Source organism: Azospirillum sp. BE72 (genome assembly GCF_031455875.1).
In the GTDB taxonomy this organism is placed as follows: Bacteria; Pseudomonadota; Alphaproteobacteria; order Azospirillales; family Azospirillaceae; genus Azospirillum.
Genome location: NZ_JAVDTO010000002.1, coordinates 1,048,156 through 1,063,626, shown reverse-complemented (window position 1 = coordinate 1,063,626; position 15,471 = coordinate 1,048,156). Strand labels below are relative to the sequence as shown.

Genomic DNA, 15,471 nt, shown 5'->3' with positions numbered 1-15,471 from the left:
AGCGGTTGCGATCTGCCTCTGCATCTTAGGGGCGGTTGGCCTCGTGGGCACGAGGGAGCGTCTAGGGTCGTGAGGCTTGCGCTACCTACACGGGGTCCATCCCGAAACTTTCGGGGAGAGCGGATGCCCGGATTCAGGCACGTTCAATCTCGCCTTATACTCAGCCGGTTGCAACCACCCGCAACCCCAGCCGATCATAGACGAACCCCACACCGGCGAATCGGAAGGTCACTTCCCCCGGCGCCGAGCTGGCCAGTTCCTGGATCTCAGAGCCGATCCAATCGTTGGGCAGCATCCAGCCGGGCAGCTTGATCGTCGATACGGCTCCGCCGAATGGCCCCATCGTCGCTTCCGGCAGGCGGATGAGCGCATCGCGCAGGCCGAGTCGGGTTGCTGCCTCTTCCCCCAGAGCTTTCGGCATCGCCCGCAACGGCTTGGTCCAACTGATGATGTGATTGGCCGCCAGCGTCCGTTTGACCTGGGCGTCGCCGGTCGAGCCCTGATGCGCCTTCGGCCAGTCTCCGCCGAGGCGGTCGGCCAGTTCGCCAAGCAACTCCGGATGGGTCGCCGCCTCCACCAGCATCCGGTTGTCGTCGGGGACGGTCAGGTGAGGACGGGCTTCCAGCGTGATGCGAGTGGCGGCGAGTGCGGTCAAGCTGTCGTAGACCTTGCCGAACCCCATGCCGAATCGGCCCGGCCGGTCCAGCGCCTCCCCCAACTCCGCTACGGTTGGGGCCAGGACGATGGCCCGCGGCTCTTCGAAGCCGGCCGGCCGGGCCCGCTGCGGGTGGCGGTGTAGCCGTCCCAGCCGTTGCAGCAGCACGTCGGCCGGGCACAGGTCGGTGATCAGCAGGTCGGCGTCGATGTCCAGGCTTTGCTCCACCGTCTGGGTGGCGACCAGCACCACCGGCGTGGTGGCGCCGCTCCCGAACCGCTCTTCGACCGCCCGGTCGAGCAGGCGGCGGTCTTCGGCGGCATAGCGGGCATGGTGGGGACAGCGTTGGTGGTTGACGGTGAAGAGAAGCGGGCTGCCGCCAAGCTCCTCCTCCAACGCCTGCTGAACGGCCATTGCCCGATTGACGGTGTTGACGATGATCAACACCCGGGCGCCGCGGCCCGCGGCCGACAGTGCCAGCCGCGCGATCGCTGCGAGGTCGGCGGTATCCGCCATCAGCTCCACCGAAACGCACCTGCGGCGCGGCTTCGGCAGTGTGTCGGCGTCTTCGACCGGCAGGCCGCTCAGCATCGGGTAGGGCTTGTGAAGCGCAACGTCGGGGACCGCCACAGGCGAGGTCCAGGACCGCGGCCCCGTGCTTGCCGCCAGCCGCGCCCTTGCGTCCTCCCCCAAGGTGGCCGACATCAGCAGCGTGTGGGCGCCGGCGGCGGCACGGAACCGCAGCACGTTCTCCAGCAGCCGGATCATGTAGGCGTCGGACGCATGGACCTCGTCCACCACCAGCAGGCTGCGCATCAGCGAAGCGGCGCGCAGGCGGCAGTCCTTCACGTCCAACCCCGCGAGCAACACCTGGTCGATGGTGCCGACCACCACCGCGCCGGCCAGATAGCGGCTGGGATGCTCCGCCGCCCAACCGCGGTCGCGCATCGTCCCAGCCTCGTCATCCGGCCACGTCACCTTGAAGCCGGGCAGGGCGGTTCCGTCGACGTCGTCCACCCGCAGATAGCCGGGCACGGCCAGGACCACCGGCGGCGCCTGTGTCCCAAGCAGTCGATCCAAAGCCTTCCGGATGCGTTCCCTGATCTGTACCGCGGAGACACGGGTCGGCAGGGCGAAATACATCCCGTCGACCATCCCCGCCCGGAACAGCCGCAGGAAATGCAGCAGGGCCGCCTCCGTCTTGCCCGATCCGGTTTCCGCCTCCAGGATCGCCAGAGAACCTGCCCGGGTCGGCAGCGCAGCCGACAAGACCGCCGCCTGGGCGAATTGCGGAGCGGAGAAGGACGGGAACAGCGCCGCGAACGACCAGTCCAGCGCCTCCGCTGCCGCCCTGGATCGCTCAGGCCGCAAAAAGCGGTCGCCGACGATCCGCCGGGCAGTCCGTAGCGCGAAAGCGATCCGCGATTCGTCCGGCCCCGGTCCTTCGGGATAGGTGAAAACACGCTCGTCGGAGCCGAGCCGGTCGGCCAGAGCCACCAGGCCGGCGAAGCCGTGCCAGAACGGATGTTTGGCGGGAAGCGGCTGGCAGGTCTCGCGGTGCTGCGGAAACCAGCCGAGTGTCGCCCGCACCAGTTCCGTCAGCGCCGCCAGCGGCGCATAGCCGCCGGCCGGCTGCCAGAGCTTCGGATTTCCCCTTGCCACCGACGGCGAGGTCTCCGGCGGTCCGCCGTGATGCGACAGGATGGCGAGGAGCGTATCGTTGTTGCCGTCGTTTTCGCACCAACCGTCCATGACGTCATACAGATTGGCTAAAGCCCCCTGGATGATCCTGTCATGCAGCGCGCCAATCACGCAGGCGATATGCCCCTCGACCGCGGCGGTCCCCTTCGGCAGCGCCTTGTTCTGGAAACCGTGGTTGACCTTGCCCAGGTCGTGAAGGGCGGCCAGTACGCACAGTCGCGCCACCTGGGCATCGTCCAGTGTCTCCATATTGCCGAGCCGCGCCAGCCCCCGCCGGATGTTGGGGACCTCCAGCAAGGCGAGAAAAACAGCGCCGACATCGGCGCAATGATCGGCCAGTCCCAGCGACGACAAGACACCTCCGTCTTCCGCCCGCCGCAGCTTTCCCCAAGGGCGAGGCACAGGAAACATGTTGGTCATGTGATCTCCGAATGAACATGAGGTGTTTTGAGACTCTTGGCTGTAGCGGGTGGTTGCCCACAGGCGTGGGGGAGAGCGCCTGTGTATCGCCCTCGTTGTCGGTGAGTATGGGTCCATCCCCACGGGCGTGGGGGAGCCGCGCGCTCAAACGGCGTCGGCTCCGGCGGCATGGGTCCATCCCCACGGGCGTGGGGGAGCCCCGCCGTTGGCCGCCACGCTGTACATGCTCTCGGGTCCATCCCCACGGGCGTGGGGGAGCCGGCGGCAATCAGCGGCAGGGCGATGTCGTCCGGGGTCCATCCCCACGGGCGTGGGGGAGCCCGGTGGTGAGGGGTCCAGCGTGCCCAGCGCGTGGGTCCATCCCCACGGGCGTGGGGGAGCCTGCGAACAGGCGGGCAAGGTCACATGCCGCGAGGGTCCATCCCCACGGGCGTGGGGGAGCCCGATCAGGCCGGGAACGAAGGTCCGCCGCATCGGGTCCATCCCCACGGGCGTGGGGGAGCCTCTTAGGACGCAACTCCCCCTGTTGCGACGAAGGGTCCATCCCCACGGGCGTGGGGGAGCCTCTAATCATCAAGTTATTGACAGCATTCACTATGTGCAAGATTCACGCGTGTGCTGGGCGCTATATTTGTCGCGCTGCGCGTGTATGATGGCGTCGTTGACGCGCTATGTCATTCCAAAATGATGGCGGGCTGGTAGGCCACCAACCTTATGTCATCCCCTGGTGCAGCAGAACCTTGAGGGATTTCACATGTTTGTGGGGGATGAAGGTTAAGCGCCGCATCAGCAACGCGGACCCATTAGGCCAGAGGGTCGAGTGAGCGACCTGATGCTGTCAAAAGATGTCAGCATGTCTTGAGAATTAGCTACAGAGATGGGGCCCGCTACCGGGTATGCGTCCCATCCAACTCGATAGCCCCGTGGGGGCAGGAGTCCCGGTCGGCGGGATGGGACCCGCCGACCGAATCTGTCCGTTCCGATGGTGGCCGGGGGAGCGGCGTCCGGGCCAGCAGCGCCCGCTGCGCCTCCATGAGGAAGGGCGTCCCGCAGGGAAGGGGGCCGGGGTCGGACCGTGCGTCCAGCCAGCGTCGGAGGAATGTGAGCATGCGGGGTGCCTTTTGAGGAGTGTGCCCTATCATGCCACCCCTCCTGTGTTGAGCAACCGTCCCAAAAGGGCCGGCCGAAGTCGACCGGCCCTGCCCAGAATTTCCGCGGTGTTTCGCTGATCGCCGCACCGTCTCAGAAGGAGTCCGTTCTTGGGATTTGTTGCGTTATAACATTTCGAACCTGCGAGGCCGATCACCGCGCCGGCCGGCACCGGGCCAAGCCCAAGGCGCCGGATAGCGGCCAGCGCACCCCCTTTGATGGCCGGTGGGCACCATCGCTGCGGTCGACGCAGGCAACCGCCAAAGGAAGCTGGCGGGTTGGCCCGGACATGCCCCGCTCCTTCATGAGCGCATCGACGCGAGCCATCAGCCGAAGCCGGCGCTCGTAGCGCGCGACCTTGAGCTGGTCCTCCACCATCCCGACGACTTCAGCCGCCGGCCCGGCGATGAAGCTCCCCAGGTCGCGGGCCGCGTCCACGACCTTTCCGCCGAACTCGGCAGAAGCTTTCACCGCTTTGGCCCATCCGCCCGATGGATCGACCATCCTGCGGCCCCATCCGAATCACAAGGAGCCGGATGATACCGCCGGTCGTGGCCGAGTGCAGCACAATGGCGCGGACACGCCATGTCCGAAACCCGGACACAGTGCGGACACAAAAGCACAGGCCCCGGCAGATAGCCCGGGGCCTTGTCGTAAGTGCCTGATATTCAATCGGAAACTGGTGCCGGATACAGGAATCGAACCCGTGACCTTCTGATTACAAATCAGCTGCTCTACCAGCTGAGCTAATCCGGCGCACCCGACGCTTGCGGGACGCACACCTTAGCGTCCCTTATCCGCGTAAACAAGCACTTGCCCATGACGGCGATCGTGACCCCGGTCACTCGCGCAGGCGGGCGACCTCGTAGAGGGCGACGGCGGCGGCGTTGGATACGTTCAGGCTGCCGACAGGGCCGCCCGTGGGCAGCCGGGCTATGGTGTCGCAGCGATCCATGGTCAGGCGGCGCAGACCGCTGCCCTCCGCCCCCATCACCAGCACCGTCTTGCCGGTCATATCCAGCTTCGCCAGCGTCGAGCCACCCGACTCGGCGAGCCCCACCGCCCAGAAGCCGTTCTGCTGCAGATCGGTCAGTGCGCGGGCCAGGTTGGTAACGCGCACCAGCGGCACCGCCTCCAGGGCGCCCGACGCGCTCTTCGCCAGTACGCCGGTGGTCTCCGGCGCGTGACGTTCGGTCACCACCACCGCGCGGGCTCCGAAGGCGGCGGCGGAGCGCAGGATGGCGCCGACATTGTGCGGGTCGGTCACCTGATCAAGCGCGACGATCACCGCCGAGGGCTCATCCGCCAATTCGTTGCAGAGATCCTCGATTCCCAACTCCGGCAGGGGGGAGGTGTCGATCACCATGCCCTGGTGGACGGCGCCGGCCGGCAGCATGCGGTCCAACTCCGTCCGATCGACGATCGACGCCTCGGGCCGTTGCAGCCCCTGAGCGCGCGCGGCGGCGAAGGCGGGCTCCAGCGCCGCCCGGCCGGATTCTGTGGCCAGCAGCCGGTGGATGCGCCGCTCGGGGTTGGTCCAGGCCGCGGCGACCGGATGCTGGCCATAGAGAAGGACCCCGCGCGCCGGTGGCGGGCGGTTGCCCTTCGGACCGCCGCGGCGGGTGCGCGCACCCTCGTCCGCCTGCTCCTGCCGCGGAGCGGTTGCCCGCGGGCCACCCGCGGCGTGGACGGAATGCTTGTCGGATTGGCGGCCGGAACCCGGATGTTTTGAGCGCGTCATGGTACCCACGAAGGAGGGGAGGGGGCCGCCGGAAACAGCGGCCGAATTTTTTCTGGTGTGAACCGCTTAACCCGTGTTGACAAGGTCTGAAAAATTCGCATATTGCCGAACTCCGCGGCGGGCACTGCCAGGCTGCGGATTGGAAGGGTGGCCGAGTGGTTAAAGGCAGCAGACTGTAAATCTGCCCGCGTACGCGTACGCTGGTTCGAATCCAGCCCCTTCCACCACTACTTTCCACGGCTTGTCCGTGATCGCGTTTGCCCCGGACGGTCGCGCCGGCGGGATGCTTAGGCGGGTGTAGCTCAATGGTAGAGCAGAAGCCTTCCAAGCTTACGACGGGGGTTCGATTCCCCTCACCCGCTCCAATCCCGCGTGCGCCACGGAAAACCGATCTCGGCCGGGCCATTGTGTGCGTCCGGAACGTCGGGAACGAAAGACCAAAGCGATGGCGAAGGCAAAGTTTGAGCGGAACAAGCCGCACTGCAACGTTGGCACGATCGGCCACGTCGACCACGGCAAGACGTCGCTGACGGCGGCGATCACGAAGGTGCTGGCGGAGTCCGGCGGCGCCACCTTCACCGCTTACGACCAGATCGACAAGGCGCCGGAAGAGAAGGCGCGCGGCATCACGATCTCGACCGCCCACGTGGAGTACGAGACGACCAACCGCCACTACGCGCACGTCGACTGCCCGGGCCACGCCGACTACGTGAAGAACATGATCACGGGCGCCGCCCAGATGGACGGCGCGATCCTGGTCGTGTCGGCCGCCGACGGCCCGATGCCGCAGACCCGCGAGCACATCCTGCTGGCGCGCCAGGTCGGCGTTCCGGCGCTGGTCGTGTTCATGAACAAGGTCGACATGGTCGACGATCCGGAGCTGCTGGAGCTGGTCGAGCTGGAAGTTCGCGAGCTGCTGTCCTCCTACCAGTTCCCGGGCGACGACATTCCGATCACCAAGGGTTCGGCTCTGTGCGCCCTGGAAGACCGTCAGCCGGAGATCGGCCGCGACGCCGTTCTGGCGCTGATGAAGACGGTCGACGAGTACATCCCGCAGCCGGAGCGTCCGAAGGACCGTCCGTTCCTGATGCCGATCGAAGACGTGTTCTCGATCTCGGGCCGCGGCACCGTGGTGACCGGCCGCGTCGAGCGCGGCATCGTGAAGGTTGGTGACGAAGTCGAGATCGTCGGCCTGAAGGCGACGGTGAAGACGACGGTGACCGGCGTCGAGATGTTCCGCAAGCTGCTCGACTCGGGCGAGGCGGGCGACAACATCGGTGCGCTGCTGCGCGGCACCAAGCGCGAGGACGTCGAGCGCGGTCAGGTTCTGGCCAAGCCGGGTTCGATCACCCCGCACACCAAGTTCAAGGCCGAAGCCTACATCCTGACGAAGGAAGAGGGCGGCCGTCACACCCCGTTCTTCACCAACTACCGTCCGCAGTTCTACTTCCGTACGACGGACGTGACGGGCATGGTCTCGCTGCCGGAAGGCGTCGAGATGGTGATGCCGGGTGACAACGTCGCCATGGAAGTGGCCCTGATCGCCCCGATCGCCATGGACGAAGGCCTGCGCTTCGCCATCCGCGAAGGCGGCCGCACCGTCGGCGCCGGCGTCGTTGCCAAGATCGTCGAGTGATGCTATAAGCCTGCCTCCCCCGTCGGGCTCCGGCTCGGCGGGGGAGTTTTATCTGCGTAAAGAGTACGGTCGGGCTTCCGCAAAGCCGTTCTAAAAAGTTATTCCGAAAGTCAGGTCGAAAGGCCTTGACACCGCCGCCGAAAGAATGCTTTAAGCGGCGTCCCACGCCGAAGGGTGTGGCCGGACGGAGATAGGAGTGTAGCTCAATTGGTAGAGCACCGGTCTCCAAAACCGGGGGTTGGGGGTTCGAGCCCCTCCACTCCTGCCATCCCGTCCCAATAACGGCCGTCTCAACGACGGTTAGGGTAAAAGCGGCGCCCTTCACAGTCGCTTCGGAGCTCGCACGGTTCGCACGATGGCTAAAGTCAATCCCGCAGAATTCGCGCGCGAGGTCCGCCGCGAGGTAGCCAGGGTCACCTGGCCGACCCGCAAGGAAACCGGCATCACGACCGCCATGGTCTTCGTCATGGTCGTGCTGGCCGCCCTGTTCTTCCTCGTCGTCGATCAGGTGCTGGCGGTTGCCGTTCGCTTGATCCTTGGGCTGGGAGGCTAAGACATGGCTGCGCGCTGGTACGTCGTTCACGTCTATTCTGGTTTCGAAAAGAAGGTCGCCCAGGCCATCCGCGAAAAAGCGGCCCAGAAGGGTCTGGAAGACAAGTTCGAGGAAATCCTGGTCCCGACCGAAGAGGTCGTTGAGGTTCGCCGGGGTTCCAAGATCAACACGGAACGCAAGTTCTTCCCCGGCTACGTCCTCGTCAAGATGGACCTGACCGACGAATCCTGGTCGCTGGTGAAGAACACGCCGAAGGTCACGGACTTCCTGGGTGGTGGCGGCAAGCCGCAGCCGATTTCCCAGCGCGAGGCCGAGCGGATCATCCATCAGGTGCAGGAAGGCTTTGAGCGCCCCAAGCCCTCGATCACCTTCGAGGTGGGCGAGCAGGTTCGAGTGAGCGACGGCCCCTTCACCTCGTTCAATGGCGTCGTCGAGGAAGTCGACGAAGAGAAGTCCCGCCTCAAGGTGGCGGTTTCGATCTTCGGCCGCTCCACGCCGGTCGAGTTGGAATACACGCAGGTCGAAAAGATCTGAGCGCAAGGTTCCAAAGTGTTTTCGTGTCGGAGCTGCCGGTGCTTGCATCGGTGGCTCCATTCTGTTGCGGGAGGCTCGCCATGGCCGAACCGCAAAACCCCGCGACGCCGCGCCGGGCCAACCGGTCGAGAGCGTGACGCGTCGTCCCAGGAGGTTGTGAGATGGCGAAGAAAATCGTCGGTTACATCAAGCTGCAGGTCCCGGCCGGCAAGGCCAACCCGTCGCCGCCCATCGGCCCGGCGCTGGGTCAGCGCGGCCTGAACATCATGGAGTTCTGCAAGGCGTTCAACGCCAAGACGGCGGACCTGGAAGTCGGCATGCCGATTCCCGTGGTCATCACCGCCTACGGCGACCGCACCTTCACCTTCGTGACCAAGACCCCGCCGGTGAGCTACTTCCTCAAGAAGGCTTCGGGCAAGGACAAGGGTTCGACCACCCCCGGCAAGGGCGGCTTCGTCGGCCAGGTCACGACCTCGCAGATCCGCGAGATCGCCCAGAAGAAGATGGTCGACCTGAACGCGCACGACGTCGACGCCGCCGCGACGATGATCGCCGGTTCCGCCCGCTCGATGGGCCTCGAAGTGGTGGAGGGCTGATCCTATGGCGAAGCTGGGCAAGCGTCTGACCGACGCCTACAAGAACGTCGACCGCGACTCCTTCTACTCGCTGGAACAGGCCGTCACCCTGGTGAAGGGCGCCGCTAAGGCCAAGTTCGACGAGACCATCGAGATCGCGATGAACCTCGGCATCGATCCGCGCCACGCCGACCAGATGGTCCGCGGCGTCGTGAACCTGCCGAACGGCACCGGCAAGACCGTCCGCGTGGCGGTGTTCGCCCGTGGCGCCAAGGTCGATGAAGCTCTGGCCGCCGGCGCCGACGTGGTCGGCGGCGACGATCTGGCCGAACAGATCCTGGCCGGCAATATCAACTTCGATCGCTGCATCGCCTCGCCCGACATGATGGGCGTGGTCGGCAAGCTCGGCAAGGTTCTCGGCCCGCGCGGCCTGATGCCGAACCCGAAGCTGGGCACCGTGACCCCCGACGTCGCCGGCGCCGTCAAGGCCGCCAAGGCCGGCGCGGTGGAGTTCCGTGCGGAGAAGACCGGCATCATCCACGCCGGCGTCGGCAAGGTCAGCTTCTCGGAAGAGGCGCTGGTCCAGAACATCCGCGCCTTCGTCGATGCCATCACCCGTGCCAAGCCGACCGGCGCCAAGGGCCAGTACCTGCTGAAGGTCTCGCTCTCGTCGACGATGGGCCCGGGCCTGAAGCTCGACCTCGCCAGCGTGTCGGCTCCGGCCGGCGCTGCGGCGTAATCGACCGTCTTTCGCCGCCGGTGCCCCAGGGTGCCGGCGGCGACCGGGTGGATGATCCAAGGGGGCATGCCCCGGCGGAACGCCCACCCACCCCTGTCCGAGACCGCAGGTGTCCACCCCTTCTCAGGAAGGTGAGGGCTTAAAATTCACCGGCGCAGACAGGAGTTGAACCCGTTGACCATTCCGGATCCCGTCAAGGCGGGCCACCGGTTCAGGAACGGCTTGAACTTCTGGGACAGGTTCGCCGGACCTCCGGCCCGCAAGGGCAGGGGGTCCATGTACACCTCTGTGCAAGGAGGCGATCCGTGGATCGTACACAAAAAGAAGCGACGATCGCGGCTCTGCAATCGAAGCTCCAGGACACGGGCCTGGTGGTGGTCACCCACCATCTGGGCCTGACGGTGAAGGAAGTCACCGACCTGCGTGCGAAGGTTCGGGCTGCTGGCGCCAGCTTCAAAGTGACGAAGAACCGGCTCGCCCGTCGTTCCCTTCAGGGGACGCAGTTCGAAGGTCTGGACGGTCTCTTCAAGGGACCGACGGCGATCGCCTTCTCGAAGGATCCCGTTGCGGCCGCCAAGGTGGTGGCCGACTACGCGAAGACCAACGAGAAGCTCAAGATCGTCGGCGCCAGCCTCGGCACCCAGATTCTGGACGCGGAGGGGGTCAAGGCCCTCGCCTCGCTCCCGTCGCTGGACGAACTGCGTGGCCGCCTCGTGGGCATGATCCAGACCCCGGCGACCCGTATCGCCGGTGTTCTCCAGGCTCCGGGCGGCCAGGTCGCCCGCGTGCTTGCTGCCTACGCGAAGAAGGACGACGAGGCGGCGGCCTAACCGGGCCTAGTCACTCGTTTTTTCCATCCCCAGAACTCAAGTCGTTTGGAGTAGTAACATGGCTGATCTGCAGAAGCTCGTCGACGATCTGTCGGCCCTGACCGTCCTGGAAGCCGCCGAGCTGTCGAAGCTCCTCGAAGAGAAGTGGGGCGTTTCCGCCGCCGCTCCGGTGGCCGTCGCCGCTGCCGGCCCGGCCGCTGCCGCTGCCGCTCCGGCCGAAGAGCAGACCGAGTTCACGGTGATCCTCGCCGATGCCGGCGACAAGAAGATCAACGTGATTAAGGAAGTCCGTGCGATCACCGGCCTGGGCCTGAAGGAAGCCAAGGACCTGGTCGAGGGCGCTCCGAAGCCGGTCAAGGAAGGCGCCACGAAGGACGAGGCCGCCAAGATCAAGAAGCAGCTTGAAGAAGCCGGCGCCAAGGTCGATATTAAGTAAGACCTTGTTGCGTTACGGATCATACAGTTCCACGCCGGACGGCGGCCGGTCCCCCAGGGGACCGGCCGCTGCACGGCGTTTTCTGCCTTCCGCCGGACCGGGCTCGCCCGGCCCGGCTCTTTCCGTCCCCATCTTGGGGATGGCCCGCGCGGGCGCCCTTGGGACCGGTCGACACCAGTCGGCTTGATCCCGCGGTCGGTTGAACGGTCGGTATAACGCGCATCACGTACAGACGTTTGGGGACATCCATGGCCAAATCCTTTACGGGTCGTAAACGTGTTCGGAAGAGCTTCGGGCGCATCCCGGAAGTCACCCAGATGCCCAACCTCATCGAGGTGCAGCGCAGCTCCTACGATCACTTCCTGCAAATGGACGTCGCCCCGGAAAAGCGGGCGAACCTGGGCCTGCAGGAAGTCTTCAAGTCGGTCTTCCCGATCAAGGACTTCTCCGACCGCGCGGTGCTGGATTTCGTCAAGTACGAGCTTGAGCAGCCGAAATACGACGTCGAGGAGTGCCAGCAGCGCGGCATGACCTTCGCCGCCCCGCTGAAGGTCACCCTGCGCCTGTCCGTGTTCGACGTCGAGGAAGATACCGGCCTCCGGTCCATCCGCGACATCAAGGAGCAGGACGTCTACATGGGCGACATGCCCCTGATGACGGCCAACGGCACCTTCATCATCAACGGCACCGAGCGCGTCATCGTCTCCCAGATGCACCGCAGCCCGGGCGTCTTCTTCGACCATGACAAGGGCAAGACCCACGCGTCGGGCAAGTATCTGTTCGCCGCGCGCGTCATCCCATACCGCGGTTCCTGGCTCGACTTCGAGTTCGATGCCAAGGATCTCGTCTATGTGCGCATCGACCGCCGCCGCAAGCTGCCGGCCACCACGCTGCTGTTCGCACTGGACAGCGCGGAGACCGAGGCTCTGCGCGCCGAGCGCAAGGCGAACCGCAAGGACCTGCTGCCCTACGAGGCGCAGGGCATGGCGAAAGAAGAGATCCTCAACTACTTCTACGACACCATCACCTACAGCCGCTCCGCCGGCGGTTGGAAGACCCCGTTCAGCGCCGAGCGCATGAAGGGCGTCAAGCTGGCGTCCGACCTCGTCGATGCCGCCACCGGCGCCATCGTCGCCGAGGCCGGCACCAAGATGACTCCGCGCGTCATCAAGAAGCTGGTCGAGGCCGGCCTGACCGAGCAGCAGGTCTCCACCGAGGAGCTGACCGGCCGCTACCTCGCCGTCGACATCATCAACGAACGCACGGGCGAAGTCCTGTTCGAAGCCGGTGACGAGCTGTCGGCGAGCGACCTGGAGAAGCTGGAGAAGACCGGCGTCGACGAGCTGCCGGTGCTGGCGATCGACCATCTGAACGTCGGCGCCTACATCCGCAACACGATGAACGCGGACCGCAACGCCAGCCGCGAAGACGCGCTGATCGACATCTACCGCGTCATGCGTCCGGGCGAGCCGCCGACCTTGGAGTCGGCCGAGGCGCTGTTCTCCGGCCTGTTCTTCGACAGCGAGCGTTACGACCTCTCGGCCGTTGGCCGCGTCAAGATGAACGCGCGCCTGAACTTCCAGACCGACGACCAGATGCGTGTTCTCCGCAAGGAGGACATCCTGGAGATCCTGAAGGTTCTCGTGAACCTGAAGGATGGCCGCGGCGAGATCGACGACATCGACCATCTCGGCAACCGCCGCGTCCGCTCGGTCGGCGAGCTGATGGAGAACCAGTACCGCGTCGGCCTGCTGCGCATGGAACGTGCGATCCGCGAGCGCATGAGCTCGGTCGAGATCGACACGGTGATGCCGCACGACCTGATCAACGCCAAGCCGGCCGCCGCCGCCGTGCGCGAGTTCTTCGGTTCGTCGCAGCTGTCGCAGTTCATGGACCAGACCAACCCGCTGTCCGAGATCACGCACAAGCGTCGTCTCTCGGCTCTCGGCCCGGGCGGTCTGACCCGCGAGCGCGCCGGCTTCGAGGTGCGCGACGTGCACCCGACGCACTACGGCCGCATCTGCCCGATTGAGACCCCCGAAGGCCCGAACATCGGTCTGATCAACTCGCTGGCGACCTACGCCCGCGTGAACCAGTACGGCTTCATCGAAAGCCCCTACCGTAAGGTCATCGACGGCAAGGTCACCAACGAGGTGGTCTATCTGTCGGCGATGGAGGAGGGCCGCTACGTCGTCGCCCAGGCGAACGCCGAGCTCAACCCCGACAACAGCTTCGCCGCCGATCTGGTGTCCTGCCGCCAGGGCGGTGAATACCTGATGTTCCGGCCGGAAGCGATCGACCTGATCGACGTCTCGCCGAAGCAGCTGGTGTCCGTCGCCGCGGCGCTGATCCCGTTCCTGGAGAACGACGACGCCAACCGCGCGCTGATGGGCTCGAACATGCAGCGTCAGGCGGTGCCGCTGGTGAAGGCGGACGCGCCGCTGGTCGGCACGGGCATGGAGGCGACAGTCGCCCGCGACAGCGGCGTGACCATCGTCGCCAAGCGCTCGGGCATCGTCGACCAGGTCGACGCCACCCGCATCGTCGTCCGTGCCACCGACAGCTCGGACAGCACGGCGCCGGGTGTCGACATCTACAACCTGCTGAAGTTCCAGCGTTCCAACCAGAACACCTGCATCACCCAGCGTCCGCTGGTGAAGGTGGGCGACCGGGTGAACGCCGGCGACATCGTGGCCGACGGCCCGTCGACCGATCTCGGCGAGTTGGCGCTCGGTCGGAACGTGCTCGTCGCGTTCATGCCGTGGAACGGCTACAACTTCGAGGACTCGATCCTCATCAACGAGCGCATCGTCAAGGACGACGTCTTCACCTCGATCCATATCGAGGAATTCGAGGTCATGGCCCGCGACACCAAGCTGGGCCAGGAGGAAATCACCCGCGACATTCCGAACGTGGGTGAGGAAGCTCTGAAGAACCTCGACGAGGCCGGCATCGTCTACATCGGCGCCGAGGTCCGTCCGGGCGACATCCTGGTCGGCAAGGTGACGCCGAAGGGCGAAAGCCCGATGACGCCGGAAGAGAAGCTGCTGCGCGCCATCTTCGGCGAGAAGGCTTCCGATGTCCGCGATACCTCGCTGCGCCTGCCCCCGGGTGTGGTCGGCACCATCGTCGAGGTCCGCGTGTTCAGCCGCCGCGGCGTCGACAAGGACGAGCGCGCCCTGGCGATCGAACGCGCCGAGATCGAGAAGCTGGCCAAGGACCGCGACGACGAGCGTGGCATCCTGGAGCGCAGCTTCTACACCCGCCTGAAGGAAGTGCTGATCGGCCAGACCGCGCAGTCCGGCCCGAAGGGCATGAAGGGTGGCACCGTCCTGACCGACGAGGTGCTGGCCGGCCTGTCGAAGGGCCTGTGGCGCCAGATCGCCATCGCCGACGAGCAGGTGATGGAGACCGTCGAAAACCTGGCCAAGGTGTTCGACGACTCGATCAAGGCCCTGCAGGACCGCTTCGAGAACAAGGTCGACAAGCTGCAGCGCGGTGACGAGCTGCCGCCGGGCGTCATGAAGATGGTCAAGGTCTTCGTCGCGGTGAAGCGCAAGCTGCAGCCGGGCGACAAGATGGCCGGCCGTCACGGCAACAAGGGTGTGGTCTCGCGCATCATCCCGCAGGAGGACATGCCCTACCTGGAGGACGGCACGCCCGTCGATCTGGTGCTGAACCCGCTGGGCGTGCCGTCGCGCATGAACGTCGGTCAGATCCTGGAAACTCACCTCGGGTGGGCCGCCTCGGGTCTCGGCAAGCAGATCGGCCGTGCGGTCGACCAGTACCGTCTGGCGATCCGCCAAAAGGCGGAAGGCGCTCCCCAGCTGGAGGCCCTGCGCAGCACGCTGAAGTCGGCGTACGGCGAGGTGACCTACAACGAGGACATCGCCGACATGACCGACGGCGAACTGCTGGAGTTGGGCGGCAACCTGCGCAAGGGCGTGCCCTTCGCGACGCCGGTCTTCGACGGTGCCCGCGAGGAGGACATCTGCGTCCATCTGGAACGCGCGGGCTTCGACCGCTCGGGCCAGTCGACGCTGGTGGACGGCCGCACCGGCGAGACCTTCGACCGCAAGGTTACCGTCGGCTACATCTACATGCTGAAGCTGCACCACCTGGTGGACGACAAGATCCACGCCCGGTCCATCGGTCCCTACTCGCTGGTCACGCAGCAGCCGCTGGGCGGCAAGGCCCAGTTCGGCGGTCAGCGCTTCGGTGAGATGGAGGTCTGGGCGCTGGAAGCCTACGGCGCCGCCTACACGCTGCAGGAAATGCTGACGGTGAAGTCGGACGACGTGTCCGGCCGCACCAAGGTCTACGAAGCCATCGTCCGCGGCGACGACAACTTCGAGGCCGGCATTCCGGAGTCGTTCAACGTGCTGGTCAAGGAGCTGCGCTCGCTCGGCCTGAACGTCGAACTGAACCAGCGGTCCTACTGAGCCGATTTGACGTGACCAAACCCCGGAGCGGTGCCGATGCGCCGCTCCGGGGTCATGCAC

The 15,471-nt window shown here is 65.8% G+C and carries 11 protein-coding genes, 4 tRNA genes and 1 CRISPR repeat array; of the genes, 11 read left to right on the top strand and 4 right to left on the bottom strand.

Annotated elements, in window-relative coordinates; all coding sequences use genetic code 11:
• Positions 1-160: 160 nt before the first annotated feature.
• The 4 genes from cas3 to rlmB all read right to left on the bottom strand — a co-directional run bounded on the left by cas3 (position 161) and on the right by rlmB (position 5,666).
• Entirely contained in the window at positions 161-2,767 is a 2,607-nt protein-coding gene (gene cas3 / locus J2Y49_RS11120; RefSeq protein WP_310114984.1) for a CRISPR-associated helicase Cas3', read from the bottom strand.
• A 118-nt stretch (positions 2,768-2,885) separates the two neighbouring features.
• Positions 2,886-3,341: a CRISPR direct-repeat array (repeat unit 29 nt; unit sequence GGGTCCATCCCCACGGGCGTGGGGGAGCC).
• 737 nt (positions 3,342-4,078) lie between these two features.
• Positions 4,079-4,429, bottom strand: a complete 351-nt coding sequence (locus tag J2Y49_RS11115; protein WP_310114900.1) for a hypothetical protein — start codon at positions 4,427-4,429, stop codon at positions 4,079-4,081.
• 176 nt (positions 4,430-4,605) lie between these two features.
• A tRNA-Thr gene (locus J2Y49_RS11110) sits at positions 4,606-4,681 on the bottom strand.
• Between the two features lie 85 nt (positions 4,682-4,766).
• On the bottom strand, positions 4,767-5,666 hold the full coding sequence (rlmB, locus tag J2Y49_RS11105; RefSeq protein WP_310114899.1) for a 23S rRNA (guanosine(2251)-2'-O)-methyltransferase RlmB: 900 nt from the start codon (positions 5,664-5,666) through the stop codon (positions 4,767-4,769).
• A 141-nt stretch (positions 5,667-5,807) separates the two neighbouring features.
• On the opposite strand from rlmB, the gene J2Y49_RS11100 reads away from it, so the two are divergent.
• From J2Y49_RS11100 to rpoB, 11 genes are all read left to right on the top strand, one after another.
• A tRNA-Tyr gene (locus J2Y49_RS11100) sits at positions 5,808-5,893 on the top strand.
• A gap of 64 nt (positions 5,894-5,957) precedes the next feature.
• Positions 5,958-6,031: transfer RNA gene (locus J2Y49_RS11095), tRNA-Gly, on the top strand.
• Between the two features lie 80 nt (positions 6,032-6,111).
• Positions 6,112-7,302, top strand: coding sequence for an elongation factor Tu (gene tuf / locus J2Y49_RS11090; RefSeq protein ID WP_014246875.1), 1,191 nt, complete (start codon positions 6,112-6,114; stop codon positions 7,300-7,302).
• Between the two features lie 192 nt (positions 7,303-7,494).
• Positions 7,495-7,570: transfer RNA gene (locus tag J2Y49_RS11085), tRNA-Trp, on the top strand.
• Positions 7,571-7,657: 87 nt separating this feature from the next.
• Positions 7,658-7,855: a preprotein translocase subunit SecE gene (gene secE / locus J2Y49_RS11080; RefSeq protein WP_014246876.1), complete on the top strand. Its 198-nt coding sequence runs from the start codon at positions 7,658-7,660 to the stop codon at positions 7,853-7,855.
• Between the two features lie 3 nt (positions 7,856-7,858).
• A complete protein-coding gene (gene nusG, locus J2Y49_RS11075; protein WP_014246877.1) occupies positions 7,859-8,389 on the top strand; it encodes a transcription termination/antitermination protein NusG in 531 nt (176 codons plus the stop codon).
• A gap of 161 nt (positions 8,390-8,550) precedes the next feature.
• On the top strand, positions 8,551-8,985 hold the full coding sequence (rplK, locus tag J2Y49_RS11070) for a 50S ribosomal protein L11 (protein ID WP_014246878.1): 435 nt from the start codon (positions 8,551-8,553) through the stop codon (positions 8,983-8,985).
• Positions 8,986-8,989: 4 nt separating this feature from the next.
• Positions 8,990-9,703: a 50S ribosomal protein L1 gene (gene rplA / locus J2Y49_RS11065; RefSeq protein WP_149225502.1), complete on the top strand. Its 714-nt coding sequence runs from the start codon at positions 8,990-8,992 to the stop codon at positions 9,701-9,703.
• A 305-nt stretch (positions 9,704-10,008) separates the two neighbouring features.
• Positions 10,009-10,533, top strand: a complete 525-nt coding sequence (gene rplJ, locus J2Y49_RS11060; RefSeq protein WP_014246881.1) for a 50S ribosomal protein L10 — start codon at positions 10,009-10,011, stop codon at positions 10,531-10,533.
• A 58-nt stretch (positions 10,534-10,591) separates the two neighbouring features.
• Positions 10,592-10,969: a 50S ribosomal protein L7/L12 gene (gene rplL, locus J2Y49_RS11055; RefSeq protein WP_014246882.1), complete on the top strand. Its 378-nt coding sequence runs from the start codon at positions 10,592-10,594 to the stop codon at positions 10,967-10,969.
• A 248-nt stretch (positions 10,970-11,217) separates the two neighbouring features.
• Positions 11,218-15,411 carry a DNA-directed RNA polymerase subunit beta gene (rpoB, locus tag J2Y49_RS11050; protein WP_310114898.1) on the top strand — a complete coding sequence of 1,398 codons (4,194 nt, stop codon included), beginning with the start codon at positions 11,218-11,220 and terminating at the stop codon, positions 15,409-15,411.
• Positions 15,412-15,471: the final 60 nt, after the last annotated feature.